The sequence below is a fragment of the Mesorhizobium sp. M0496 genome, assembly GCF_040321205.1.
Taxonomy (GTDB): domain Bacteria; phylum Pseudomonadota; class Alphaproteobacteria; order Rhizobiales; family Rhizobiaceae; genus Mesorhizobium.
The window spans coordinates 46099-70028 of sequence record NZ_JAMYRC010000010.1; the positions used below are offsets into that span (position 1 = coordinate 46099).

At 63.3% G+C, this 23930-nt stretch carries 21 protein-coding genes; 5 read left to right on the top strand and 16 right to left on the bottom strand.

The window, feature by feature from the left end; genetic code table 11:
• Positions 1-130: 130 nt before the first annotated feature.
• The 15 genes from lnt to NKI73_RS12035 form a co-directional block, all read right to left on the bottom strand.
• Positions 131-1723, bottom strand: a complete 1593-nt coding sequence (gene lnt / locus NKI73_RS11965; RefSeq protein ID WP_352629753.1) for an apolipoprotein N-acyltransferase — start codon at positions 1721-1723, stop codon at positions 131-133.
• A 103-nt stretch (positions 1724-1826) separates the two neighbouring features.
• Complete coding sequence (locus tag NKI73_RS11970; RefSeq protein ID WP_352629755.1) at positions 1827-2297, bottom strand: VOC family protein; 471 nt, start codon at positions 2295-2297, stop codon at positions 1827-1829.
• A 72-nt stretch (positions 2298-2369) separates the two neighbouring features.
• Positions 2370-3461 carry a hemolysin family protein gene (locus NKI73_RS11975; protein ID WP_352629757.1) on the bottom strand — a complete coding sequence of 364 codons (1092 nt, stop codon included), beginning with the start codon at positions 3459-3461 and terminating at the stop codon, positions 2370-2372.
• A gap of 28 nt (positions 3462-3489) precedes the next feature.
• Positions 3490-3990 (bottom strand): rRNA maturation RNase YbeY, encoded by a 501-nt coding sequence (ybeY, locus tag NKI73_RS11980; protein ID WP_352629759.1) that lies wholly within the window; start codon positions 3988-3990, stop codon positions 3490-3492.
• 18 nt (positions 3991-4008) lie between these two features.
• Positions 4009-5034: a PhoH family protein gene (locus NKI73_RS11985; protein WP_352629959.1), complete on the bottom strand. Its 1026-nt coding sequence runs from the start codon at positions 5032-5034 to the stop codon at positions 4009-4011.
• A 50-nt stretch (positions 5035-5084) separates the two neighbouring features.
• The gene (gene miaB / locus NKI73_RS11990; RefSeq protein WP_352629761.1) at positions 5085-6494 is read right to left on the bottom strand and encodes a tRNA (N6-isopentenyl adenosine(37)-C2)-methylthiotransferase MiaB; all 1410 of its coding nucleotides are present in this window, start codon (positions 6492-6494) and stop codon (positions 5085-5087) included.
• Positions 6495-6591: 97 nt separating this feature from the next.
• Positions 6592-7392 carry a lyso-ornithine lipid O-acyltransferase gene (gene olsA, locus NKI73_RS11995; RefSeq protein WP_352629763.1) on the bottom strand — a complete coding sequence of 267 codons (801 nt, stop codon included), beginning with the start codon at positions 7390-7392 and terminating at the stop codon, positions 6592-6594.
• A 21-nt stretch (positions 7393-7413) separates the two neighbouring features.
• The gene (rimI, locus tag NKI73_RS12000) at positions 7414-7908 is read right to left on the bottom strand and encodes a ribosomal protein S18-alanine N-acetyltransferase (protein WP_352629765.1); all 495 of its coding nucleotides are present in this window, start codon (positions 7906-7908) and stop codon (positions 7414-7416) included.
• Positions 7908-8585 carry a tRNA (adenosine(37)-N6)-threonylcarbamoyltransferase complex dimerization subunit type 1 TsaB gene (gene tsaB / locus NKI73_RS12005; RefSeq protein WP_352629767.1) on the bottom strand — a complete coding sequence of 226 codons (678 nt, stop codon included), beginning with the start codon at positions 8583-8585 and terminating at the stop codon, positions 7908-7910. Before tsaB ends, rimI begins: the two co-directional genes overlap by 1 nt.
• A gap of 108 nt (positions 8586-8693) precedes the next feature.
• Positions 8694-9800: a DUF1513 domain-containing protein gene (locus NKI73_RS12010; RefSeq protein ID WP_352629769.1), complete on the bottom strand. Its 1107-nt coding sequence runs from the start codon at positions 9798-9800 to the stop codon at positions 8694-8696.
• Positions 9801-10107: 307 nt separating this feature from the next.
• Entirely contained in the window at positions 10108-11187 is a 1080-nt protein-coding gene (locus tag NKI73_RS12015) for an imelysin family protein (RefSeq protein ID WP_352629771.1), read from the bottom strand.
• Positions 11187-12788 carry a di-heme oxidoreductase family protein gene (locus NKI73_RS12020; RefSeq protein WP_352629773.1) on the bottom strand — a complete coding sequence of 534 codons (1602 nt, stop codon included), beginning with the start codon at positions 12786-12788 and terminating at the stop codon, positions 11187-11189. Before NKI73_RS12020 ends, NKI73_RS12015 begins: the two co-directional genes overlap by 1 nt.
• 12 nt (positions 12789-12800) lie before the next feature.
• Positions 12801-13286, bottom strand: coding sequence for a bacterioferritin (bfr, locus tag NKI73_RS12025; RefSeq protein ID WP_352629774.1), 486 nt, complete (start codon positions 13284-13286; stop codon positions 12801-12803).
• Positions 13252-13563: a (2Fe-2S)-binding protein gene (locus NKI73_RS12030; protein WP_352629776.1), complete on the bottom strand. Its 312-nt coding sequence runs from the start codon at positions 13561-13563 to the stop codon at positions 13252-13254. Before NKI73_RS12030 ends, bfr begins: the two co-directional genes overlap by 35 nt.
• A gap of 111 nt (positions 13564-13674) precedes the next feature.
• Positions 13675-14964: an imelysin family protein gene (locus tag NKI73_RS12035; RefSeq protein ID WP_352629777.1), complete on the bottom strand. Its 1290-nt coding sequence runs from the start codon at positions 14962-14964 to the stop codon at positions 13675-13677.
• A gap of 435 nt (positions 14965-15399) precedes the next feature.
• Here NKI73_RS12035 and NKI73_RS12040 point away from each other — a divergent pair, with 435 nt between their 5' ends.
• Together NKI73_RS12040 and NKI73_RS12045 are read left to right on the top strand one after the other, a co-directional pair.
• Entirely contained in the window at positions 15400-16653 is a 1254-nt protein-coding gene (locus NKI73_RS12040; RefSeq protein ID WP_352629779.1) for an NAD(P)/FAD-dependent oxidoreductase, read from the top strand.
• A 37-nt stretch (positions 16654-16690) separates the two neighbouring features.
• The gene (locus NKI73_RS12045) at positions 16691-16921 is read left to right on the top strand and encodes a ribbon-helix-helix domain-containing protein (protein WP_352629782.1); all 231 of its coding nucleotides are present in this window, start codon (positions 16691-16693) and stop codon (positions 16919-16921) included.
• A 132-nt stretch (positions 16922-17053) separates the two neighbouring features.
• On the opposite strand, the gene NKI73_RS12050 is transcribed toward NKI73_RS12045, so the two are convergent.
• Positions 17054-18331 (bottom strand): 4-aminobutyrate--2-oxoglutarate transaminase, encoded by a 1278-nt coding sequence (locus NKI73_RS12050; protein ID WP_352629784.1) that lies wholly within the window; start codon positions 18329-18331, stop codon positions 17054-17056.
• A 234-nt stretch (positions 18332-18565) separates the two neighbouring features.
• Here NKI73_RS12050 and NKI73_RS12055 point away from each other — a divergent pair, with 234 nt between their 5' ends.
• Genes NKI73_RS12055 through NKI73_RS12065 form a run of 3 tightly spaced genes read left to right on the top strand, consistent with a single transcriptional unit; the run spans position 18566 to position 23876 of the window.
• Positions 18566-19708 (top strand): efflux RND transporter periplasmic adaptor subunit, encoded by a 1143-nt coding sequence (locus NKI73_RS12055; protein WP_352629786.1) that lies wholly within the window; start codon positions 18566-18568, stop codon positions 19706-19708.
• The gene (locus NKI73_RS12060) at positions 19705-20778 is read left to right on the top strand and encodes an efflux RND transporter periplasmic adaptor subunit (protein WP_352629788.1); all 1074 of its coding nucleotides are present in this window, start codon (positions 19705-19707) and stop codon (positions 20776-20778) included. The genes NKI73_RS12055 and NKI73_RS12060 overlap by 4 nt, the downstream gene beginning before the upstream one ends.
• Positions 20775-23876, top strand: a complete 3102-nt coding sequence (locus NKI73_RS12065) for an efflux RND transporter permease subunit (RefSeq protein WP_352629790.1) — start codon at positions 20775-20777, stop codon at positions 23874-23876. The genes NKI73_RS12060 and NKI73_RS12065 overlap by 4 nt, the downstream gene beginning before the upstream one ends.
• The last annotated feature ends 54 nt before the right edge of the window (positions 23877-23930 follow it).

Consider the following 23930-nt stretch of genomic DNA (forward strand, 5'->3'; position numbering starts at 1 on the left):
CGCCGAATTTTTTCGGCTTCTCTATTTTTTCCTGCCCAAACGACGCCGGAGGCAACTGCCCCAACAGAACGATCCACCGACTTCGAGAAATTTCAGGCGCTTACAGTATGAGTTTCTAATGTGCGGGCTGTCAATTCACCCGTAGCCTTTGCCTTACGTTCAACAGTGTGGCGGCGATGGCAAACAGCAACATGATCAGCATTCCGTTAATGCGCCGTTGGCCGGGAGATATGACCGCCTGTTCGGAAATCGGTACATGGGCATCGATGGCGCCGCGGGCGTCGATTGCCAGCGCATCGACGATGCGCCCGCGCGGATCAACGACGGCCGAGATGCCGTTGTTGGCAGCGCGCAGCAATGGCAATCCATTCTCCACAGCACGGATCTGGGCCTGCCTGAAATGCTGATACGGACCCGGCGTGTCGCCGAACCACGCATCATTGGTAACGTTCACAATAAGCTGTGCTGACGTAGCGTCAACTGCTACGAGATCGGGAAAGATCACCTCATAACAGATAAATGGCAACGCACGGATGCCGTCGGGCAGGGCGATGGCGTGCCGCTCATTGCCGGCCGCAAAACTCATCGGCCCGGCAACCAGTTGCTCGATGCCGAAACGCTCGAGCAGATCGGAGAAAGGCAGGTATTCGCCGAACGGTACCAGGTGAACCTTGTCGACTGCATCAGTGATTTCACCCTTGTCGTCGATCGCCACCACGGAGTTGTAGTAGCGGCTGTCGGCATTCGCGGCCGAGCCGCCTTCCTCGCGGACGACGCCGGCGATCAGCCTCTGGCCGGGTCCCAGCATGTCGCCTAGCGCCGTCAATGCGTCCGGACGCTCGGTGAAGAGGAACGGCACCGAGGTTTCGGGCCACAGGATCAATTGCGGCTTTTCATGGCCCGACACCGGCGCCTTGGCCGATAGCCCCATCAAGGTTGCGAAGATGCGGTCGCGCACCGAGGCGTCCCACTTTTCCGACAGGTCCACAGCCGGCTGGACGATGCGGACATCGAGGCTGCGCGCCGCCGGCTTTTCGGGAGCGGCAAGCCTGACATAGCCGAAGCCGACATGGGCGGCGGCAAGCACGACAAACAGCGCCGCGCCGAGGCGCAGATGCCGGCGCGTCGCCAGCAGCGCCGGCAGCGCGAAGACGAACACCGCGAGCGCGTTCATGCCGATCATGCCGGTCACCGAGACGCTTTGCATCAGCAACGGTACGGGCATGGCCGCGTAGCCGATGGCATTCCAGGGAAAACCAGTGAACAGGAAGTCGCGCAGCCATTCCGCCAGCGCGAAGCCGAAGGCAAGGGCGGCGATGCGGCCGATGTCGCTGCTCCACAACAGCCGCGCAACCATGGCCGCGAAGCCGTAGAAAAAGGCGAGTGCGAAGGGGATGCCGACCACCGCGAAGGGAAGCGCCCAGGCAAAGCTGTCGGCCTCGACCAGCAGCGCCGAGCCGATCCACCACAGCCCGGCAAGGAAATAGCCGAAGCCGAACCACCAGCCGACGGCGAAGGCCGGCCGCAAGCGACGGAACAGGCTGCCTGAAGCTTCGCCGGTGGCGCCGTCGAGCAGCCAGACCAGCAGGGGAAACGAGATGAAGCAGGCGGCGAAGAAATCGTAGGGCGCCTGGCCAAGCACGGCAAAAGCGCCTGCGATAAACGCCACGAGCGCGCGCCGCCAACCCCAAAGCAGAATTATCCGGCCGGTCAGGCGCTCCATGCATACTTCCGAGTCGCGCGAATCACGACGCAAGATTTAACAGGCCGCGGTCCGCGCTCCAAACGCCGGATGGATGGCCGTGATGCAAGCTCCGGCCACCGTCCTACCGGTGCCAGCCCTCGATCCGCAAGCCGCTCAGCCGTTCCGCCTCTTCACGGGAAACCGAGCGGATGGTCTGCGTGAAGGTCCAGACATGGCCCTCGGGATCGCGCGCCCGATACTGGCGCTCGCCGTAGAACTGATCCGCCGGCTCCTGGATTATGTCAGCACCGGCTGTCCGAGCCTGCTCGCAATGGGCATCGATGCCGTCCTTCAGCCTGATATAGACTGACTGCGTGTTCTTGCCGGCGACGGAAGCCGGGCTGGCGACGTAATCGGTCCATTCGGAATCGACGATGATGTAGCCGTCGCCGAACCGCATCTCGGCGTGAACAAGTCTTCGCTCGGCATAGCTGACCACCATGCTGCGCTCGAAGCCGAAGGCTGCTTCAAGCCAGTCCAGCGCGGCACGAGGATCCCTATAGAACACCCCCGACCCCAAGGTGGCGTGCTTGAAGGGATCTTCGATCGTCATCCCTAAGCGCTTAGATCCTTGTTTTGTCGCATGATGTCTATCCGAAAAATCTGCAACTTTTCAGCATCATGCTTAAGCCTGCTCGGTGCGTGCGGCGCGCCGCCGGCGCTCGCCCTTCTGGCTCTGCACGATGCGCACGCGCTTAACGCGGCGCGGATCGGCATCGAGCACGTGGAACTCGAAGCCCGGAATGGCCTGCACCACCTCGCCACGCGCAGGAACGCGGCCAAGCGTGTTGAAGATCATGCCGCCGATGGTGTCGACATATTCGCCATGTTCGCCGGCGGCGAAATCCCCGCCGATCATCTTGGCGACATCGTCGATCTCGGCCTTGCCGTCGACGATGAACACGCCGTCACCGCTCTGAGTGATCATCGGCTCATCGTCGTCATGCTCGTCCTCGATGTCGCCGACTACCATCTCGACGATGTCCTCGAGCGAGGCAAGGCCGTCGGTGCCGCCATATTCGTCGATGACCAGGGCCATCTGCGTGCGCGTCGTCTGCATGCGGCCCATCAGGTCGGAGGCAAGCATCGACGGCGGCACGAACAGCACCGGGCGGATCAGATTGAGATCGCCAATGGTACGCGCAAGGTCGACCTGTGCGAGATCGAGAACCGTGGCGACGGGGGTTTTTCTGGTCGTGCGGCCCTTCTTGACGCGCGCGATCTTGGTGATGTGGGCCAGTACGTCACGGATATGCACCATGCCGCGCGGATCATCGAGAGTCTCGGAATAGACCGGCATGCGCGAATGGCCGGATTGTTCGAAGGTACCTAGGAGATCGCCGAGCGTCGTCGTGATCTCGACTCCCTGGATGTCGGTACGCGGCACCATGACGTCCTCGACGCGCACCTCGCGCAGCCGCAGGATGTTGTTGAGCATGGCGCGTTCGCCGGGCGAGAAGGATTCCCCATCGCTCGTCGTTTCAGCAAGCGCGCCGGCAATTTCCTCACGCAGGCTGGTTCCGTTGCGCTGCCTGAACAGGCCTAGAACGCGGTCGAACAGGGAGGGACCGGCGGGCGATGTTTCGCTGGCAACGCTGCCGGTGCTGGCAGCACCAGTGGTAACGGGACTCGGACTTGATCCCTCTTCCGACGTATCGGAAGCCTTGGTCGCACTGCCGGTGTCGGGGCGGGCGGCAGTCTCTGGTTTGTCGTTCATCGTCGTCCGGTCAATTGGTCAGAAGTAGTTACGCGTAGGGATCGGGAATGGCAAGCCTTGCGAGCGCAGCACGCTCGGTGGCTTCCATCGCCTCCGCCTCGGCGTCGGTCTCGTGATCGTAGCCCAGCAAGTGCAGCAAGCCATGGATGACGAGATGGGTGATATGGTTCTCGACAGGCTTGTCTTCCAGTGCCGCTTCACGCGCGACCGTCTCGGCGGCGAGCACGATATCGCCCAGCATCGGCGGCAACGGGGCCCCTTGCAACAGCGGAAAAACCGGGAAAGACAAGACGTTGGTCGGTTTATCCTTGCCGCGCCAGCCGGCGTTGAGGGTGCGGATATGGGCGTCGTCGGAAAAAACGAGGCTAAGTTCGGAACGGCCGGCCACGCCGGTTTCAGCAAAAACAGCTGCGACGGCATGGTTGACCAGCCGCGTCAGGCTTGCCTCATCGGGCCATTCGCCCGCTTCGACAGATATATCGATGTCGACGGGAACATTCCCGTCGCCGGATATTATGTCCTCAGGCATGAAGCCGCATCGTCAAAATCAATTCTCGGCACCGAGGCCGCGCGCCAGTTTGGCGTCGCGGTCATAGGCCCTGACGATTTCCGCCACCAGCGGATGGCGGACCACGTCGCCGTCGTTGAAGCGCACGGTCACCGCGCCCGCCACGCCGTCCAGCACACGCAAGGCTTCGACGAGGCCTGATTTGGTGTTGGACGGAAGGTCGATCTGGGTCGGATCGCCGGTGACGATCATACGCGAGTTCTCGCCCAGACGGGTCAGGAACATCTTCATCTGCATCGGCGTGGTGTTCTGCGCTTCGTCGAGGATGACGGCGGCGTGTGCCAACGTGCGGCCGCGCATGAAGGCGAGCGGCGCGATCTCGATGACTTCGGCGGCGATGGCGCGCTCGACCTTGTCGGCCGGCATCATGTCGTAAAGCGCGTCATAGAGCGGCCGCAGGTAAGGATCGACCTTCTCCTTCATGTCGCCCGGCAAGAAGCCGAGCCGCTCGCCGGCCTCGACCGCCGGCCGCGACAGAATGATGCGTTCGACCATGCCGCGCTCTAGCAGCATCGCCGCATGCGCCACCGCCAGATAGGTCTTGCCGGTGCCGGCCGGGCCGATGCCGAACACCAGTTCCGACCGTTCCAGCGCCCGCATATAGGCGTCCTGGTTGAGCGAGCGAGCATAGATCGTCTTCTTGCGGGTGGCGATCTGGGCGGCGGAGACCTTGCCCTTGCGCTCCAGCGTCGGCAGGGTCAGCTGATCGTCGGCGGCGATTGCCATGCGCACGGCGCCATCGACGTCGGACTGGCCGATATCGGCGCCCTTCTGGAGAATGCCGTAGAGATTGTCCAGGGCGCGGCGCGCCTGCTCGGCGGCTGACGCCGAGCCCTTGATGGTCAGCTGGTTGCCGCGCGAGCGGATGTCGATGCCGAGCTTCTGCTCGAGCCTGGCGAGGTTTTCGTCGAACTGACCGTAAAGGGCGCTGGCAAGCTTGTTGTTATCGAAAGTCAGAACGATATGCGCCATATCAGAAGCCCCGGATGCAGTGGTCTGAGGCATATTCTTCACTTCCGCAGCGCTCAACCGTCTCTCCTCATCTGCCGAGACCCTCAGGCCAATTCGGCGAACAGGCTGTTGTAGCCCGTCTTCGTGATTCGCACCTGGATAATGTCACCGATTTCGCCGGCCTTTTCATCAACAATAACCGGCTGCAGCCACGGCGAGCGGCCGACCTTCTGGCCGGACTGGCGGCCGGGCTTCTCGATCAGCGTGCTGATGGTGCTGCCGACGAGGCTCAAACCAAAATCCTGCTGCTGTTTAACAAGCAGAGCCTGCAGCCGCTGCAGACGCTCGTCCTTGACCGTTTCCGGCACATGATCGGGCATTTCAGCGCCCGGCGTGCCGGGGCGCGGCGAATATTTGAACGAGAAGGCCGAGGCGTAATTCACCCGGCGCACCAGTTCCATCGTCGCCTCGAAATCCGCTTCGGTCTCGCCGGGGAAGCCGACGATGAAGTCGCCGGAAAGCGCGATGTCAGGCCGGGCCGTGCGGATGCGGTCGAGCAGCGTCAGATAATCTTTCGCCGTATGCCTGCGGTTCATCGCTTTGAGGATGCGGTCGGAGCCTGATTGCACCGGCAGATGCAGATAGGGCATCAACGCCGGCAGATCGCGATGGGCGGCGATGAGTTCGTCGTCCATGTCGCGCGGGTGGCTGGTGGTGTAGCGCAACCGCGCCAGGCCGGGGATTTCGGCCAGCCGGAACAGCAGGCGGCCAAGGCCCCACTCCTCGCCGTTCTCGCCCCGGCCATGCCAGGCATTGACGTTCTGGCCAAGCAGCGTCACCTCGCGCACGCCGGCATCCGCCAGACGCTCAGCCTCCGCAACGATCTGCGCCACCGGCCGCGAGACTTCCGAGCCTCTGGTGTAGGGCACGACGCAGAAGGTGCAGAATTTGTCGCAGCCTTCCTGCACAGTGAGGAAGGCGGTGACGCCGCGCTTGATGACCTCGGCGCGCTTCGGCTGCGGCAGATGCTCGAATTTGTCCTCGATGGCGTAGTCGGTCTCGACGATCTTTTCGCCGCTGCGCACCCTCGCCAGTACATCAGGCAGCCGGTGATAGGTCTGCGGGCCGATGACCAGATCGACGGCTGGCGAACGGCGGATGATCTCGGCGCCTTCGGCCTGCGCCACGCAGCCGGCGACGCCGACCAGCATCTCGCGGCCGGCCAAAGCGCGTTCGGCTTTCATATCGCGGATACGGCCGAGTTCGGAATAGACCTTTTCCGCCGCTTTTTCCCTGATATGGCAGGTATTGAGCAACACCAGGTCGGCCTCGCCGATGGCATCGGTCGCGGAATAGCCGTCGGCGGCAAGCGCATCGGTCATGCGCTGTGAATCATAGACGTTCATCTGGCAGCCATAGGTCTTGATGAAGACTTTTTTCGCTGCCGTTGAAAGCACCACCGGCTGTCCGGCCGCGGTGGGGATGTCGTCGCTTTCGATCGTGTTCAAGTCCATCTGGCGGCTTCTAACGCCTTTCTGTGACAAAAAACAGACGATTCTCGGCATGCGCCTGCAGGTGCATGCCGGGCTAGCGCCCGCGGGCGCAGCCGGACTAACGGCTCGGGCGCGGATCGGCAAGCGCTGCCTGCATCATCCCGCGCACCTGGCCTTCCATCAGTTTCGACGTTTCCTTGCGGTTCGAACCCTTGGAAAAGGCGATCGGTTCGCCGAAATGCACCTCGACGTCGAGGGCGCCCTCCGCCAGCAGCACTTTGAGATGCGGCATCAAATCCTCATCGCCGATCCAGGCGGCAAGCGGGCGGTGGCGGCGGCCGAGCGGCACGCCATGCAGGCGCGTATAGGCAATCGCCACCGGCTGGATGAAGACCTGCTCCGCCGCGCCTTCCGAAATCGCCATCGAGGCAGCGCCAAACAGCGTGCTCTTGAACGGCAGGACGATGTTGCCGTCGCCCGTCGAGCCCTCGGCGAACAGCACCATGGCATCGCCCTTGGCCATGCGGCTGGCGATCTCGCTTGCCTGGTCGCCCGACGAACGCTTACGCTCGCGCTCGATGAACACGGTGCGTTGCAGCTTCGACAGCATGCCGATCAGCGGCCAGCCTTCCATGTCGGCCCTGGCGATGAATTTCACATCGGCAAAAGAGCCGAGCACCATGATGTCGGTCCACGAGATGTGATTGGATGCCACCAGCAAAGGACGCTTGGTCGATAGCGTTCCCTTGACATGGACACGCATGCCGAGTGCCCTGATGATCAGCCTGTGCCAGATCTTGAGGATAAAGGTTTCCGGCCACCAGCCGGTCTTCATCGACAGGATCTGCAACGGCACGAGGACCACCGACCCGGCGACAACGAGGCCCAGCGCCAGGAAAATCCTGATTTTCTTGATCATCGCCCTACCCCGGCCGTCTCGCTAGCGAAGATCGCGGCGCATAACAAGCGCGCCGGTCGGTCCGTGTTCCGGCGACCTGTAGTAATTCGGTCGCTTGCCGACCTCGCGGAAGCCGAGCCGCCGATAGAGCGCGATCGCCGCGACATTGGTCTCGTCGACCTCGAGGAACAGCGCTTCGGCACGCTGCGCGTGCAGTTCGCGCAGTACCGCGTCCATCAATTGCCAGCCGAGCCCCTGCCGGCGATGCGATCGTGCCACCGCGACGGTGAGGATCTCGCCTTCGCCGGCCGCGAGCCTCGCCAGCACGAAGCCGACCGGAGGCTTGGCGCCCTGTCCGGTTTCACGCGCGGCATAGCCGAATACGGTGTCCTGTTCGAGCAAGGCGGCGAATTCGCCATCGGTCCACGGGCGCACAAAGTCCTCGCGATGCAGCAGCGAGACCGCCGGGCTGTCGGCGATCTTCAGCGGCTCGAGCGCGTAGTCCCGGCGGCGTGGTTGGAGAAAAGGTATGCGCATCAACTCTCTTGCCTTGATAGAATGAATCCCGCCTGCGGCTTGGCGTCAGCGCCGCGCAGATAGAGTGGTTTCGGCCTTTCGCCGGGACCCTTGGCGGCAGCCAGGCGGGCATATGTGACAATATCGGCGGTGGCCGTCTGAGGGCCGATATCGAAGGCGCGTCCGGCCGACGCGGCGATCAGCGCCGCCGCGGTTCCGGTAAGCACCGACGAGCTTTCCGTCGCCATGGTGACGACATCAGCCAGTGTGGCCACAGCCGGACCGTAAGTCAAAGCTGACATTTCATCGTAGAGGGCGGCATGGATTTCCTCGCGACCCGCATCGAGCGCCGCCAGTACGGCGCGACCGGGAAATGCTGCTGCCGCCTCAGCAGCCAGCGCCTCGAGCGTCGTCACCCCGATCGCCGGAATCTTGAGCGCCAGCGCCAGGCCGCGCGCGGTCGAGACGCCGACGCGCAGACCGGTGAAAGAACCCGGGCCAACGGAAACGGCGATGGCGCCAAGACCGGCATAGTCGGTCGCACTTGCCTTCAGCGCTTCGGCGATGATGGTCATCAGGTGCTCGGCATGACCCTTGCCGAGATCGAGCACCGAACGGCCAAGCTCCTGCTTCGCCGCCGCGTCATAGACGCAAGCGGCGCAGAGGTTGGCGGCACAGTCAATGGCAAGCAGTTTCATGAAGCGACCGGTTCGAAAAACAATTCCCTGTGCCCGCCACGGCCCGCCACCGCAAGGGGATAGTTCATAATTCGTTAAGCGGCTTCGCTTCGGCCCGGCAGGAAATATCTACGCAACCTGTTCGATGCGCAGCATGTGGTTGTCCCAGACATAGTCCGGTTCGGAGCGTGTCGCACCGCTGCCCTCGACGATTTCGCCGGCGCCTGTGGTGGCCATGAAGCCGGTTCCGTCGGGCGCCACGCCGCAAACCTCGACCAGTGCGCTGGCCGAAACGACCCGGCTGCTCGTCGCATCGATCACGACAAGCGAATTGCCTTCCGGCGACGAGACGGCGACGGTGCCGGCAGCCGGATTGGCGGCGACCGAACCGATATAGTTGCGGAAGCCGGACAGCACGTCCTGCGGCATGTCGAGCAGCTGCAAGTCCTTGCCGCGCGCGGCGCGGCCGACAAGCGGCGGACGATCGGTGCCCGGCCCCCGGTATTGGCAGCCGAACCAGACGGTGCCGGACGGGTCGGTGTCCATATGCCGGATCGACAGCTGATGCAGTGCCGCCGGCAATTCGTGCTTCTCGATGAGGTCGCCGGTGACGCGGTCGATGAGCACATAGGACGGCTTCATGGTCGCGATGTTGAGCTCGGCGCGGCCGTAATCCGGATGGGTCTCGATGCCGCCATTGGCAACCGCGATCGTCCTGCCGTCACCCAGCAGCAGAAGCTCGTGCGGACCCATGCCATGGGTCGGGAATTCACCGATGCGGTTGAACTTCGCCCGCGCATCGTAGATGCCGACCACGCCGGCGGCGCTGTCGAAGTCGTTTTCGGTGGCGTAGAGCAGCGCCCCGTCGGGCGAGAACATGCCATGCCCAAAGAAATGCCGGCCGGCGATGCTGGCGATGGTCAGCGGTTCGTCGCGACCAGAATGATCGAACACCACGGCGAACGTGCCGGGCTGGCGGGCGAAGACCACCGAACGCTTCGATATGGGATCGAATGTGACGTCATGGCCGCGATCGGGCAGGTCGATCGCGTGCAGGACCTTGCCGGCTTCGGACAGCACAGCGGCGCCATAGCTGCCATCGCGCTTGACGAACGCGGTGGCGAAGACGGCGTCGGCCGCAAGCGTCTTTGCCCAGGCCGACGGCGCTACGGCAGCGGCAAAGCCAATGCCTGCGGCCCTGAGAAAATCGCGCCGGTCGACGAGGGAGGTTTTCAAGAGGCGATCCTCCCCTGCACTGGCTCGCTCCAAGACAGGGTGATTTTTGCGGATCGGAGCTGACGCTTGGCACCTACCGGTTCTTGGAATGATCTATCGCAGACGTTGGAAGTTGGCCGAAGCCTCCGGAATTTCGTCATCCACGGGCGGAGCAGGAGCGAAGCTCCGTCGCGGAGACCCGAGGATCCACGCCGTGACCTCGACCGTCGGGTGCATGGATCCCGGGGTCTGCGCTGCGTCGCTTCGCTCCTTGCTTCGCCCCAGGATGACGAAACTATGGGCGTTTTGGCCAATCCCGAAATCATGCTCAGTCCCCATCCAACGACGAGAAGCCGGCAGTCAGACCAAATTCGGCGGTCAGCCTGGTGCCGATCAGGGTCGACAGGCTGGAGGTGATGAGCGCGAAATGGTCGAGTTTGTCACGCAGTGCCGGATCGGCAAGCGCCTTGTCGATCGGGCCCTGGATGGACTTCGCGGTAGCGACACCATTGACCAGTTGGATGTGGATCGATTCCGCCATCCAGCGCACATCGACCGGCAGCGCGTCGCCAAGCTTCGAGGCCTGGAACAGCGTGTCTATCCCGGACAGATTGCCGGCCAGCGAATTGGCGGTGTTCCGCGAGCGCCAGTAGATCGCCTGTTTCGGCTTGTCCGCATCCGGCTTGCCGCCGAAAAACCCTTTCAGGCGCACATCGCGAACCATTTCCAGTTCATTGATGAAGACGCCGACCAGTTCGGTCACCGCTTCGTTGCCGTCGCGGTAGAGCGGGTTCTGTGGCCCCGGATTGGCCCAAAGGGCAGCAAATCCGTTGGGCTTGTTCCAGGCATCGTTGACGTCGCCGGCCATGGTTTCGATGTTGCCGGCAATCGCGGCGCCATAGGCACAACGATAAGGATCGTCCCTGCCCGTCAGTGCATCGGCGCCGTCGCCGTAAAGCACGAATTCCAGCGCGCCCAGCCCCTGCATGGCGACACTCTTGCCGGCCAGCTGTGCCGGGTCGGTAGCGGTCGGATCCTTGGCCGCCAAGGCTGCCTGCACCTGCTTCAGGCCGATGCTCTTACGATCCGGCCAGAACAGCATGCGTTCCAGCCGGTTGTTCTCTTTGATCGGCCCGAAACCGATGATTTCGGCCGACGACCAGGCATAGATGGTGGCGGAAAATTCGGCGCGCGCCGCATCGAGTTCCCCTGGCGAGGGCGCTTCGCAGAGCTTGTGCATCGCTTTCGTCAGGGCTTCCGCATGCTCATGCAGGCCGGCATAGGCCGGGCGGACAAAGCCGTAGATCACCCTCTGGATGATTTCGGAGGCTTTGACCGCCGCAGACGCAGGGACGGCGCCCAGTAGAGCCAGTGGAAGAACGAGAAACAATGCAGAGCGCTTGAGCATCACAGAGACTCCAGGAATTTGAGCAGCGCATCGCGGTCGGCGACGTCGGCGGCGGCAAAGCGGTCGCGTGCCTTCCGCGCTTCGCCGCCATGCCACAGGATCGCCTCGGTCAGGCTGCGGGCACGCCCATCATGCAGGAAAAAGGAATTGCCGTTGACCGTCTCGGTCAGGCCGATGCCCCACAAAGGCGGCGTGCGCCATTCATTGCCCGCCGCTTCGCCCACGGCCTGGCCGTCGGCCAGATCGGGCCCCATGTCGTGCAGCAGGAAGTCGGAATAGGGCCAGATCAACTGGAAGGCCTGCGCCTTGTTGGGCGTGCCGCGACGGGTGACGAATTTCGGCGTGTGGCAGGCAATGCAGCCGATCTCATAGAAGACCTTCTTGCCGGTGAGCACATCTGGTTGGTCGAGGTCGCGGCGTGCCGGCACGGCCAGGTTCTGCGAATAGAAGGTGACGAGATCCATCACTGGCGGCGGCGCCTCGACCGGGCCGAGACGCTGCTGCACGCCGTTCGGCATGGTGAGGCATTTTTCCTGTGCGGCGGTGCAATCGCCCCAATGTTTCGGCACTTCCGGTGTCGAAATGCCGATATCGCCGCCAAAGGCATCCGCCGCCTGCTGGCGGATCGACGCGGTCTGCGCCTTCCAGCCGAAACGACCAAGCGTCAGTTCGCCGCTCGGGCCATCGCGCACGATGTTCGGCCGGCCAGAAATACCATCTCCGTCCCGGTCGTCCGGGTCGGCGTTGGCAAGAATGTCAGCTGGTGCGATCTGTTCGATCAGACCCAGACCGATCATCGGCGGCGTCAGGCGCGGCGACAGCGTGGTGCGCGGATCGAGTGGTCCATAGGCAGGATCGGCGACTGAATAGCTGGGTTTGCGCAAGGAAATCACGGTGTCGTCCGTCAGTTCTACCTTACGCTCCTGATAGTCGACATGCATCCGGCCTTCGCCGTGCAGGCCGGGCACCGCCAGTTCCTGCAATTGCGCACCATAGACCGGGTCGGGGAAGTTCAGCACCTTGTGATCGGCAAGCGCTGCTCTCTCTTCCGCTGTACCGGCATCGCGAGCCAGCCGCAGGAACATCGAGGTGGTGCCGGCATCGCCTTGCGGGGGACGGCCGCGACCGTCCTTCAGATGGCAGTTCTGGCAGGCGCGTTCGTTGAACAGCGGACCGAGCCCGTCCGAGGCCTGCGTCGAGGACGGCGACGAGACCCAGTTCTTGCGAAACAGGGCATTGCCGAGCTTGAAGTCGCCCTCTTCCTCGAAGGTGATGTTGGCGGAGGATTGCGAGAAGGAATCGCGGCTGACGTCCTTTCTTGACGTGCCGGCGCCGCCTTGCATCAATTCGAATTGCTCCGGCCTGGAGAAATCCGACGTCGGCCTGGTGATGGCGGTGACGCGCGCCTGATCGTTTGGATTGAGGTCGGTGCGCGTGGTGGCGAGGCCGGCAGGTTGAAGATCACCGGCCATCGCCGAAGAGGTGAGCGCCACCACGAGGACGATACAGCGCCGACGCGCCAATCTGGCTGGCGTCTTCCGAAGGAGCGGCGAGCCATGGGCCCGCCGCGAGCGGCGCACGAATTCTAGAAGGCGCCGCATTCCCGCATGCCCTTACTCCGCCTCGTCCGCCGATGCGGCGTTGAGCTGGCCGTATTTTTCCTCGCCAATCGAGGCAAGCAGGTCGAGCTGCGTCTCGAGGAAGTCGATGTGACCCTCTTCGTCGGCGAGCAATTCCTCGAACAGCTTCATCGTCACATAGTCACCGGCGTCGTTGCAGATCTCGCGTGAACGCTTGTAGGCGGTACGCGCGTCATATTCGCCGGCAAGGTCGGATTCGAGCACTTCCTTGACGTTCTGTCCGATGCGCAGCGGCGCCACGGACTGCAGGTTCGGATGGCCTTCAAGGAAGATGATGCGGGCCACGAGCTTATCGGCATGGTGCATCTCCTCGATCGATTCCGCCCGCTCCTTCTTTGCCAGCTTGGCGTATCCCCAGTCCTCCAGCAGACGGAAATGCACCCAGTACTGATTGACGGCCCCTAGCTCCAGAAAAAGGGCCTCGTTAAGCCGCTCGATGACCTGCGGGTCGCCTTTCATGATTTCTGCTCCCGTATTGGACGCGCAGGCTTCTGACGCGATCCAGGTGTGAAACGATATCCACGCCGCTCGCCTCCGAGCGGGCGTGGTAATTTTCGGTGACCCGAATGATCGTTTCCACCACATTTGGGAAGCAGCCGCAACAGCGACCGCGCTTTTGCATGGCATGATAGACCTTCGCCGGCACGATCAGCTGCCAGGGATCCTGATCCAGCAGCCCGACGATCGTCTGCTCGATCTCCTTCTCAGTGATGATATTGCAATGGCAGATCAGCATTAATTTGCTCGGATGGCTGACGGCGCCTCCCGCGCCGTGTGGCTTGATTTCCTACCGGAGCCCATTCCCAGCCGACTATCCGGCTTCGGATCAGGCTCCAGCCTTTCGACTTTACTTGAACACCTTGTCGGGTGCGTCGAGACTGTCGGACCCTTCGAAGGCGATGGTGCTGAGCTTCAGGGAGCCAACGGCGCGTTCGATCGACTTGGTCTGGTCGATCAGCGCGTCGATTGCCGCCTGAACGGTCGCATTGCCTTCCGTGTTGCCTTCGGCGATCTGCTGGTCATAGGCCTCGCCGGCCAGTGCCCGTGCCTTGATCGCTTCCATCTTGGCGACCGTGACATCGAGCTTGTCCGACAATTCCTTGTCGATCGCCGGATCGGCTGCCTTCACCATATCGGCCACCGAGGGACCCGAAACGACGGTGCCGTCGAGGCTGGTATAGCTGGCGTGATAGGCAGCGCGAATGCCGATGGCGTCGTAGAGATGCGAGTTGTAGGTGTTGTCGGAAAAGCAGTCGTGCTCCTCTTCCGGATCGTGCAGCAACAAGCCGAGCTTCATGCGTTCGCCCGCCAGTTCGCCGTAGGACAGTGAGCCCATTCCGGTGAAGATGGTCGAGATGGCGGCGTTCGGCTCGCCATCGACGAGGCTTTTGCGGGCAGCGCCGTCTTCCTTCCAGTTGCCGACCATCTCCTGAAGATCGGAGACCAGAAGGTCGCTGGCCGACTTCAGATACTGGGCGCGTCGGTCGCAATTGCCGCCGGTGCAGTTCTTGAGGTCGTAATCAGTGTAGGGGCGCTCGCCGGCACCCGGTCCGGTGCCATGCAGGTCCTGGCCCCAGAGCAGGAATTCGATGGCGTGGTAGCCGGTGGCAACGTTGGCCTCGACGCCGCCGGCTTCCTGCAGCGTGCCGGAGAGGAATTCCGGCGTCAGGTTCGAAGCATCGACCTTCTTGCCGTTGATCTCGATCTCGTTGTTGGCGATCACATTGGCCGTATAGAGCGCGTTCGCGTCCGATTCGGTGCCATAACTCTTGGCGACATAGTCGATCAGGCCTTCGTCCAGCGGCCAGGAATTCACTTTGCCTTCCCAGTCGTCGACGATCTTGTTGCCGAAACGGTAGACCTCGGTCTGCTGGTAGGGAACGCGCGATGCCTTCCAGGCGTCGCGCGCTGCATTGAGGGTTTCCGCCGAGGGGTTGGCGAGCAGCGCGTCGACTGCCTTGTCGAGCGCCTGCGCGGTGGTCAGCGAATCCTCATACTTGGCCAGAGCGATGTCGGAATAGGTCTTGATGACCGCCTTAGCATCGGCCTCCGCCTTGGCCGGCAACACGAACACCGCCGCCGTCAGCAGGGCCGTCGCGCCAATCGCGGCAAACCTGCCGCCATATCGTGCTGTCATAATCACTCTCCAGTTTCTCGGAAATTCTGTAAACGGCGCGCGCGGCAACGGGCGCATGGCCATCTGCAAGCCATTGGGCGCAAGAGATGCCGCGCCATCGCGCGGTTCGCGGAAGAAAGACACCAAAATGCCTCCAATCGAAAGGGTTCAAGGCCCAGACATTAAAGGGATGCGCTGACGCGCGAGCCTCCATAAAGCTGCGACATCGTCGGATGTCAATGGAGATCGGCAAGAAAAATCAATTGAAACAATAGTTTAGAATTATTCTAAACTGCAACTGTCAACTTTATGCATCGGCCCTGCACCGGTCTTGCCGCCGAACTGTACGATTGACAGCCGCCATCCCGAGTGCGACCCGCAAAAGCTCTCTTGCGGCGGCGCCAGACAATTGCCACTTGGCGAGACATCCTAGGATAGAAGCGGGATTGGAATGCGATGAAGAACGGTGTGGTCATTGTCGGCGCGGGTCATGCGGGCGTGCAAGCGGCCGCGAGTTTGCGTGAGGACGGCTATGACGGGCCGGTGATCCTCGTCGGCGACGAGAACGAGCTGCCCTACCACAAGCCGCCGCTGTCGAAGACCTTCATCAAGGATGCCGAAGCCAAACCACAACCCTTGCGCGGCGAGGCCTTCTACACGGGCAACGCCATCGACTACCGGCCGGGCGTCAGGATCGATCGCATCGACGCCACGCGCCGCAGCCTTGATATTGCCGGCGGCGGCACACTTGCCTTCGATCACCTGATCCTGGCGACCGGCTCGCGGCCGCGCGTCCTGCCGCTGCCCGGTTCGGACCTGTCCGGCGTGCTGTCGCTGCGCTCGCTCGCCGATGCGCGTCTGATCCGGGAACTCAGCGCACAGAGCGGCGAGGTCGTCATCCTCGGCGGCGGCTTCATCGGGCTGGAGATCGCGGCGACGCTGCGGGCAGCCGGCCGCACGGTGACCGTGGTCGAAGCGGTCGACCGGCTGCTTGGCCGCGCCGTGGCGCCGGTGGTGGCGAGCCACGTCCGCCAACGGCTGGAAGCGACAGGTGTGCGCATCCTCACCGGCACCTCGATTGCAAGGCTCGAAGGCGAAAACGGCCATGTCGCAGCCGCGATCACGTCTAGCGGCGAAAGGCTGCCGGCGCGCATGGTCATCGTCGGCATAGGCGCCGTGCCTAACGTCGAACTGGCGCAGCAAGCCGGCCTCAGCATCGCCAACGGCATCCGCGTCGATCACCAGATGCGCACTTCGGCGCCTGAAATCCTGGCCATCGGCGACGCCGCCTCCTACCGGCACTGGTTCACCGGCGGCGACGTACGGCTGGAATCGGTGCAGAACGCCACCGACCAGGCACGGCTTGCCGCACGTACCATCACCGGCCATGCCGATGCCTATTCAGCGGTGCCGTGGTTCTGGTCCGACATCGGCGACATGAAATTGCAGATGGTCGGCCTGACCGCCGGCGGCGACAGCCATGTCGTGCTCGGCGACCTGCCCGACAACAAATTCTCGATCTATCACTATGCCGGCGACCGGCTGCTCGGCATCGAATCGGTGAACCGTCCCGGCGACCACATGCTTGGCCGCAAGATGCTCGGCGCCGGCTTCTCGCCGACGCCGCAAACGGTGGCCATGGGTTCCGAAGGGCTAAAGGCGGCACTGGCCGCGTTTCAGATCATGGAGCCAGCCAAGGCCAGTGCGTAGGGTTGCCAATTTTTGCCATACGCAACAAAATGCCTGAATGAGCGTCATCAAGATCTCACTTCCCGACAGTTTAAAGCATTTTGTCGATCAGCAAGTGACGGATCGCGGCCATGGCACGAGCAGCGAGTATGTACGTGAATTGATCCGCCACGATCAGGATCGTCAACTTCTGTGCGGTTTGCTCCTCGAGGGCGCATCATCGGCGCCGGGCGCTCCCACTGATGATGACTATTTTGCCACGCTGCGAAAACGAGCGCAGGGCCAATAATCAAGCGCTGTCGACATCTGATCTTCGGGTCCTGCACGCCAAGATGGACATTCCAGCCTGGTTACAGAATCCGGGCTCCTGACGGCACGTTTACCGCTCGCGTAGGCCGTCAGGAGAAATGGGCGCCGCCGATCAGGCGGCGCAGACTTCGCGGATCGAGCTTTCCAGAATGTCGAGCGCTTCGTTCATGACGCTGTCCTGGATGGTGATCGGCGCCAGGAAGCGGATGACGTTGCCATAGACGCCGCAGGTCAGCAGGATCAGGCCCTTGTCGAGCGCCTTCAGCCTGATCGCGTTGGCGATCTCGGCTGACGGCAGGCCCTTCTTGACGTCGTTGAACTCGACCGCGTTCATGAAGCCGAGGCCTCTTATGTCGACGATCTCGGGCACGTCGTCGCGGATCGACTGCAACCGCTGCTTCAGCCTTGCACCCAGCGTGTTGGCGCGGTCGCACAGCTTTTCGTCATCGATCACGTCGAGCACGGCGTGCGCCGCGGCGACACCGATCGGGCTGCCGCCATAGGTACCGCCGAGCCCGCCGGGGCCGGGCGCATCCATGATTTCGGCGCGGCCGGTGACCGCGGCCAGCGGGAAACCGCCGGCCAGGCTCTTGGCCATGGTGGTGATGTCGGCGGCCACCTCATGGTGATCCATCGCGAACATCTTGCCGGTGCGAGCGAAGCCGGTCTGCACTTCGTCGGCGATCAGAAGCATGCCGTGCTGGTCGCAAAGCTTGCGCAGCGCCGTCAGAAACTCGCGTGGCGCGTCGTAGAAACCACCCTCGCCCTGAACCGGTTCGATGATGATGGCAGCGACGCGGGCCGGGTCGACATCGGCCTTGAACAACCGGTCGAGTGCGGCCAACGAATCGGCGACCGATACGCCATGCAGCGGCACCGGGAACGGCGCGTGATAAACGTCGCCCGGCATGGCGCCGAAGCCGACCTTGTAGGGCACGACCTTGCCGGTCAGCGCCATGCCCATGAAGGTGCGGCCATGGAAGCCGCCGGCAAAGGCGATGACCGCCTGGCGGCCGGTGGCGTTGCGAGCGATCTTGATGGCGTTCTCGACCGCCTCGGCGCCGGTGGTGACGAAGATCGTCTTCTTCTCGAACTTGCCAGGCAGCATGCCGTTCAGCCGTTCGGCCAGCCGCACATAGCTCTCATAGGGCACGACCTGGTGGCAGGTGTGGGTGAAGCGGTCGAGCTGCGCCTTGACCGCCTCGATCACCTTCGGGTGGCGGTGACCGGTGTTGACGACGGCAATGCCCGACGAGAAGTCGATGTAGCGACGGCCTTCGACATCCCAGATCTCCGAATTCTCAGCCCGATCGGCATAGATCTGCGTGGTCATGCCGACGCCGCGCGAGATCGACTGGTTCTTGCGTTCGGAAATGGCTGAATTCTTCATGGTGTCCTCATCGGGCCGGCGCCCGTTCTAGTTTGATGTCGCTGACAGGTCTTCTGACCTTATTTCACGTTTTCCTCAAGTCGGCACCAGCGGCAGGCGATTGGGCCTGTGATCCCACCTTAACCAGTCGCCCGATACGCGGACGAGGGAGGTTCCCTTTTCCAAGGGATCGATTATCTTCGAGCAGCCCGCGAGGCTCCGCAGTGGGAACGTCCCACGCAGGCAGGGGAAGCCATGACAAGGAACGCGACATCGTCCGCCTTGCAACCGTTGCCCTCCAACCTTTTGCCGTTTCGAAATGCCCCGATCCTTATCGCCTGCGCGATGGCCGGCCTGTTTCTCACCGGTTGCCAGAAGCACGAGGCGGCCGAACACAAGCTGCCGATCATGGTGCGCACCGCGGATGTCGAGATCTCGAGTTACGCCCCGACGACGTCGCTGACCGGGGTCATCGCCGCGCGCACGCTGAACAACCTCGCCTTCCGGGTCGGCGGCCGCGTCGCCGAACGGCTGGTGGAAATCGGCCAGCATGTCGACAAGGGCACGCTTTTGGCCCGCATCGATCCACAGGAGCAGGAATCGGACCTGCGCTCGGCGCAGGCCGATCTCGACGCGGCACAGGCGCAATTGACGCAGGCATCCGCCGCCTTCGAGCGCCAAAAGACGCTGCTTGCTCAGGGTTTCACCACGCGCCGGGACTATGATCAGGCAGCACAGGTGCAGAGCGTTGCACAAGGCAGCGTCCAGCAGGCGCAGAGCGCGTTGGACAATGCGCGGGAGAGCTTCACCTTCACCGAGTTGCGGGCCGGCGCGCCGGGTGTCGTCACCGCCCGCGCGGTCGAGGCCGGCCAGGTGGTGCAAGGGGCACAAACAGTCTTCACCATCGCCGAGGATGGCGACCGCGACGCGGTCTTCAATGTCCACGAAACGCTGGTTGCCGGCAGCTCGATGGCACCACCACCGGTGTCGATCACGCTGGTGTCGGATCCGTCAGTGAAGGCGACAGGCAAGGTGCGAGAGATTTCTCCGGTGGTCGACGCCGCCTCGGCCTCGGTTCGGGTCAAGGTCGCCATTCCCGAGACCCCTGCCGCCATGCCGCTTGGCGCCGCCGTCACCGGCACGGTCAGCGCTCAGCCGGTGAAAGCCGTGATCCTGCCCTGGCAGGCGCTGACCTCCAGCAACGGTCAGCCTGCGGTCTGGCTCATCGACCTTGCTTCCAAGAAGGTCACCGTCGCGCCGGTCGATATTCTCGCTTATGGTTCCGGTGTCATCGTCGTCGACAAGGGGCTGGAGCCCGGCCAGCACGTCATCACCGCCGGCGGTCAGTTGCTCAGCCCGGGCCAGACGGTCGAGATCGCCGGAGGGGCAACGCAATGAACCGGCAAGCGCGCATAATCGCCCTGTCGGCGCTGGTTGTTGTCGGCGCCTGTTCGGCCGAGCCGGAAAAGGCGCCCGAGATCATACGGCCGGTGCTTTCGGTGGTGGTCGAGCCGCGCACCAGCCAGACGCTTGGCTTCGCCGGCGTCGTCGAGCCGGAATTCAGTGCCAACCTGGCCTTCCGCCTGCTTGGCCGTGTCGTCACCCGCGACGTCGATGTCGGCGACCTCGTCACCAAGGGTACGACGATCGCCACGCTCGATCCGACGGCGCTGGAATTGGCCGTTCAGGCAGCCAAGGCTGGCCTCTCCAACGCACAGGCCGAATTCACCAATGCTTACGCCAGCGAGGAGCGCCAGCGCGCATTGCTGGCAGACAGGAACACCTCGCAGGCCACCTATGAGGCAGCCCAGCAGGCGCGGCAAGCCGCGCAGGCCAATGTCGAGCGCGCCAAGGCGGCGCTGGCCAAATCGCAGGAACAACTCGGCTATGCCAGGCTGTTTTCGGACTTCGACGGCGTCGTCACCGCGACCGGCGCCGAAGTCGGGCAGACCGTGTCGGCCGGCCAGACGGTGGTGACGGTGGCTCGCTCGGATGTGCGCGAAGCCGTCGTCGACATTCCAGACCAGTTAACTGGCGACCTGGCTGACGGAACCGGCTTCGATGTCATACTGCAATCGCTGCCGGCGATCCGCACCGAGGCCAAGCTGCGCGAGATCGCGCCGCAGGCCGATAGTTCGACCCGCACACGCCGCGTGCGCCTGACGCTGCTCAATGCGCCGACCGCGTTCCGGCTCGGCTCGACCGTGACGGCGACACGGGTGACGGCGATCGACCCGACGATCGAGCTGCCGCTGTCGGCTCTGCTCGAAAAGAACGGCAAGCAGCAAGTCTGGATCGTCGACGCGCAATCGAAGGTCGCTTTGTACGATATCCAGGTCGGAGCCAAACGTGCCGGCAGCTTTATTGTTGCCGGCGGACTTGATGCGGGCATGCGCATCGTCACCGCCGGCGTGCACAGCCTGACAGCGGGCGAGGCGGTCAAAATCCTGGAAGGAGCCGCCAAGTGAAGGGCTTCAACCTCTCCGACTGGGCGCTCAGCCATCGTTCGCTGGTCTGGTATTTCATGCTGGTATTCGTCGTCGCCGGCGTCTCGGCCTATCTCAATCTCGGCCGCGAGGAAGACCCGGCCTTCACCATCAAGACCATGCTGATCCAGGCCAATTGGCCGGGCGCCTCGGTCAACGAGACAGTCCGGCAAGTAACCGACCGCATCGAGAAGAAACTGGAGGAACTCGATAGCCTCGACTACAGCAAATCCGTCACCACGGCCGGCAAGACCGTCGTCTTCGTCAATCTCAAGCCGTCGACCAAGGCACGCGACGTGGCCCTGACCTGGGTACGCATCCGCAACATGATCAACGACATCGGCGCCCAGTTTCCGGAGGGCGTGCAAGGTCCGTTCTTCAACGACCGTTTTGGCGACGTCTATGGCAATATCTACGCCTTCACGGCGGACGGCCTGACATCGCGCCAGCTGCGCGACTATGTCGAGCAGGCGCGCACCCAGATCCTGGCTGTGCCCAATGCCGGCAAGGTCGACCTGATCGGCGCCCAGGACGAGGCGATCTATCTCGAGTTTTCGACCCGCCAGATCGCAGCCCTTGGCCTGAACCAGCAGGCGATCGTCGCTAGCCTGCAGGCGCAGAACGCGATCGCACCATCGGGCGTTATTGAGACCGGCCCCGAACGCGTCAGCGTGCGCGTCTCGGGCCAGTTCACTTCGGAGGAAAGCCTGCGCGCCATCAATTTGCGCGTCAACGACCGCTTCTTCCGGCTGAGCGATGTCGCCACCATCACCCGCGGCTATGCCGATCCGCCGACGGCATTGTTCCGTTTCAACGGCGAGGATGCGATCGGGCTCGCCATCGGCATGAAGCCCAACGCCAACCTGCTCGACTTCGGCAAGGCGCTGAAGGTCGAGATGGACAAGATCGTTGCCGACCTGCCGGTCGGCGTCGGCGTGCATCTGGTCGCCGACCAGCCTGTCATTGTCGAGGAGGCGGTTTCGGGCTTTACCCGCGCGCTGTTCGAGGCGGTCGCCATCGTGCTTGCCGTCTCCTTCATCAGCCTCGGCATGCGCGCCGGCTTCGTCGTGGCGCTGTCGATCCCGCTGGTGCTCGCCATCACCTTCCTGTTCATGGACTATCTCGGCATCTCGCTGCAGCGCATTTCGCTGGGCGCGCTGATCATCGCGCTCGGCCTGCTGGTCGACGACGCCATGATCGCCGTCGAGATGATGGTGGCGAGGCTGGAGGCCGGCGACAATCTGCGCAAGGCGGCGACCTATGTCTACACCTCAACCGCGTTCCCGATGCTGACCGGAACGCTGGTCACGGTCACCGGCTTCATTCCAATCGGCCTCAACAATAGCGCGGCCGGCGAATACACCTATACGCTGTTCGTCGTCATTGCCGTGTCGCTTCTGGTGTCCTGGATCGTGGCGGTGCTGTTTGCGCCGCTGCTCGGCATCACTATCCTGCCTGCGGTGATGAAGCAGAAGCAACACGACAAGCCCGGCCGTTTCACCTCGCTGTTCCGCAGCGTGCTGGTCGGGTCGGTGCGCCGCCACTGGCTGACGATCATCGCGACAGTGCTGTTGTTCGCCGCCTCGGTCGTCGGCATGGGCTTTGTCCAGCAGCAGTTCTTCCCGTCCTCCGACCGGCCGGAACTTATCGTCGATTGGAACCTGCCGCAGAATTCATCGATCGCCGAGACGCGGGACCAGATGGAGCGCTTCGAGAAGGCAGCCCTTGCCGGCAATCGCGACATAGACCACTGGAGCTCCTATATCGGTCAGGGCGCGGTACGCTTCGTGCTTGCCTATGACGTGCAGCCGGCCAATCCCTATTTCGGCCAGACCGTCATCGTCACCAAGAACGTCGAGGCGCGTGACAGGGTAAAGGCGGCAATCGAAAAAATGCTGCGCGACGACTTCGTCGGCACCGACGCCTTCGTCAAAACGCTCGAACTTGGTCCGCCCGTCGGCCGGCCGGTGCAATACCGCGTCAGCGGCCCCGACATCCAGACGGTGAGGACGCTGTCGCAACAACTGGCAGGCGTTATCTCGGCCAATCCCAAGCTTGGCGCGCCGATCTTCGACTGGAATGAACCGTCGCGGGTGCTGAAAGTGGACGTGCTGCAGGACAAGGCGCGCCAGCTTGGCGTCACCTCGTCGGACATCTCCAATGCGCTGAACAGCATCGTCGGCGGCGTCACCATCACCCAGGTGCGCGACGCCACGTACCTCATCAACGTCGTGGTCCGCTCGCGCGATGCCGAACGCGGCTCGATCGAGACGCTGCGTAACATGCAATTGCCGACCGGTGCCGGTGAATCCATCCCACTCGCCGCCGTCGCCAACTTCCACTACGAGTTGGAGCAGCCGACAGTCTGGCGACGCAGCCGCGTGCCGACGATCACCGTGGGCGCCGGGCTCGTGGGCGATGCGCTGCCGGCGACGGTGGTCGACGAGCTAAAACCCTCGGTCGATGCCTTCATTGGCAAGCTGCCGGTCGGCTACGCCGTCGCCACGGCCGGCTCGGTCGAGGAAAGCGCCAATAGCCAGGGGCCGATCGCGGCGGTGGTGCCGCTGATGCTGTTCATCATGGCGACGATCCTGATGATCCAGCTGCAAAGCTTCCAGCGGCTGTTCCTGGTCGTGGCCGTCGCGCCGCTTGGGTTGATCGGCGTGGTTGCTGCACTGTTGCCAAGCGGCGCTCCGCTCGGCTTCGTCGCCATCCTCGGCGTGCTGGCGCTGATCGGCATCCTGATCCGCAACTCGGTCATCCTGATCGTGCAGATCGAGGATCTGGTCGCCGAGGGCAAGGACCGCTGGGCGGCGGTCATCGAAGCCACCGAACATCGCATGCGGCCGATCGCGCTGACGGCGGCGGCCGCCAGCCTGGCGCTGATCCCGATCGCACGCGAGGTGTTCTGGGCGCCGATGGCGTTCGCCATGATGGGTGGCATCATCGCCGGCACGGCGATCACGCTGCTGTTCCTGCCGGCGCTTTATGTCGCCTGGTTCAGGATCAAGGAGCCGAAGCAAGCGCCGGACAACACTGCGCCGACCGGTGATGCCATCGCGGAAGGGGGAGCGGCTTGAGGGCAAGTTGCGAGTAGCGCCGCGTTCCGTCGCGCCCCCCTCTGGCCTGCCGGC

Excerpts from the sequence above, each read along its gene's own strand:
- miaB (WP_352629761.1), bottom strand. The coding sequence starts at position 6,494 with ATGGACTTGAACACGATCGAAAGCGACGACATCCCCACCGCGGCCGGA.
- NKI73_RS12060 (WP_352629788.1), top strand. The coding sequence starts at position 19,705 with ATGAACCGGCAAGCGCGCATAATCGCCCTGTCGGCGCTGGTTGTTGTC.
- NKI73_RS11970 (WP_352629755.1), bottom strand. The coding sequence starts at position 2,297 with ATGACGATCGAAGATCCCTTCAAGCACGCCACCTTGGGGTCGGGGGTG.
- lnt (WP_352629753.1), bottom strand. The coding sequence starts at position 1,723 with ATGGAGCGCCTGACCGGCCGGATAATTCTGCTTTGGGGTTGGCGGCGC.
- olsA (WP_352629763.1), bottom strand. The coding sequence starts at position 7,392 with ATGATCAAGAAAATCAGGATTTTCCTGGCGCTGGGCCTCGTTGTCGCC.
- NKI73_RS12040 (WP_352629779.1), top strand. The coding sequence starts at position 15,400 with ATGAAGAACGGTGTGGTCATTGTCGGCGCGGGTCATGCGGGCGTGCAA.
- NKI73_RS11975 (WP_352629757.1), bottom strand. The coding sequence starts at position 3,461 with ATGAACGACAAACCAGAGACTGCCGCCCGCCCCGACACCGGCAGTGCG.
- NKI73_RS12030 (WP_352629776.1), bottom strand. The coding sequence starts at position 13,563 with ATGCTGATCTGCCATTGCAATATCATCACTGAGAAGGAGATCGAGCAG.
- bfr (WP_352629774.1), bottom strand. The coding sequence starts at position 13,286 with ATGAAAGGCGACCCGCAGGTCATCGAGCGGCTTAACGAGGCCCTTTTT.
- NKI73_RS12055 (WP_352629786.1), top strand. The coding sequence starts at position 18,566 with ATGACAAGGAACGCGACATCGTCCGCCTTGCAACCGTTGCCCTCCAAC.
- NKI73_RS11985 (WP_352629959.1), bottom strand. The coding sequence starts at position 5,034 with ATGCCTCAGACCACTGCATCCGGGGCTTCTGATATGGCGCATATCGTT.
- NKI73_RS12015 (WP_352629771.1), bottom strand. The coding sequence starts at position 11,187 with ATGCTCAAGCGCTCTGCATTGTTTCTCGTTCTTCCACTGGCTCTACTG.
- NKI73_RS12045 (WP_352629782.1), top strand. The coding sequence starts at position 16,691 with ATGAGCGTCATCAAGATCTCACTTCCCGACAGTTTAAAGCATTTTGTC.
- NKI73_RS12035 (WP_352629777.1), bottom strand. The coding sequence starts at position 14,964 with ATGACAGCACGATATGGCGGCAGGTTTGCCGCGATTGGCGCGACGGCC.
- rimI (WP_352629765.1), bottom strand. The coding sequence starts at position 7,908 with ATGCGCATACCTTTTCTCCAACCACGCCGCCGGGACTACGCGCTCGAG.
- ybeY (WP_352629759.1), bottom strand. The coding sequence starts at position 3,990 with ATGCCTGAGGACATAATATCCGGCGACGGGAATGTTCCCGTCGACATC.
- NKI73_RS12020 (WP_352629773.1), bottom strand. The coding sequence starts at position 12,788 with ATGCGGCGCCTTCTAGAATTCGTGCGCCGCTCGCGGCGGGCCCATGGC.
- NKI73_RS12050 (WP_352629784.1), bottom strand. The coding sequence starts at position 18,331 with ATGAAGAATTCAGCCATTTCCGAACGCAAGAACCAGTCGATCTCGCGC.
- tsaB (WP_352629767.1), bottom strand. The coding sequence starts at position 8,585 with ATGAAACTGCTTGCCATTGACTGTGCCGCCAACCTCTGCGCCGCTTGC.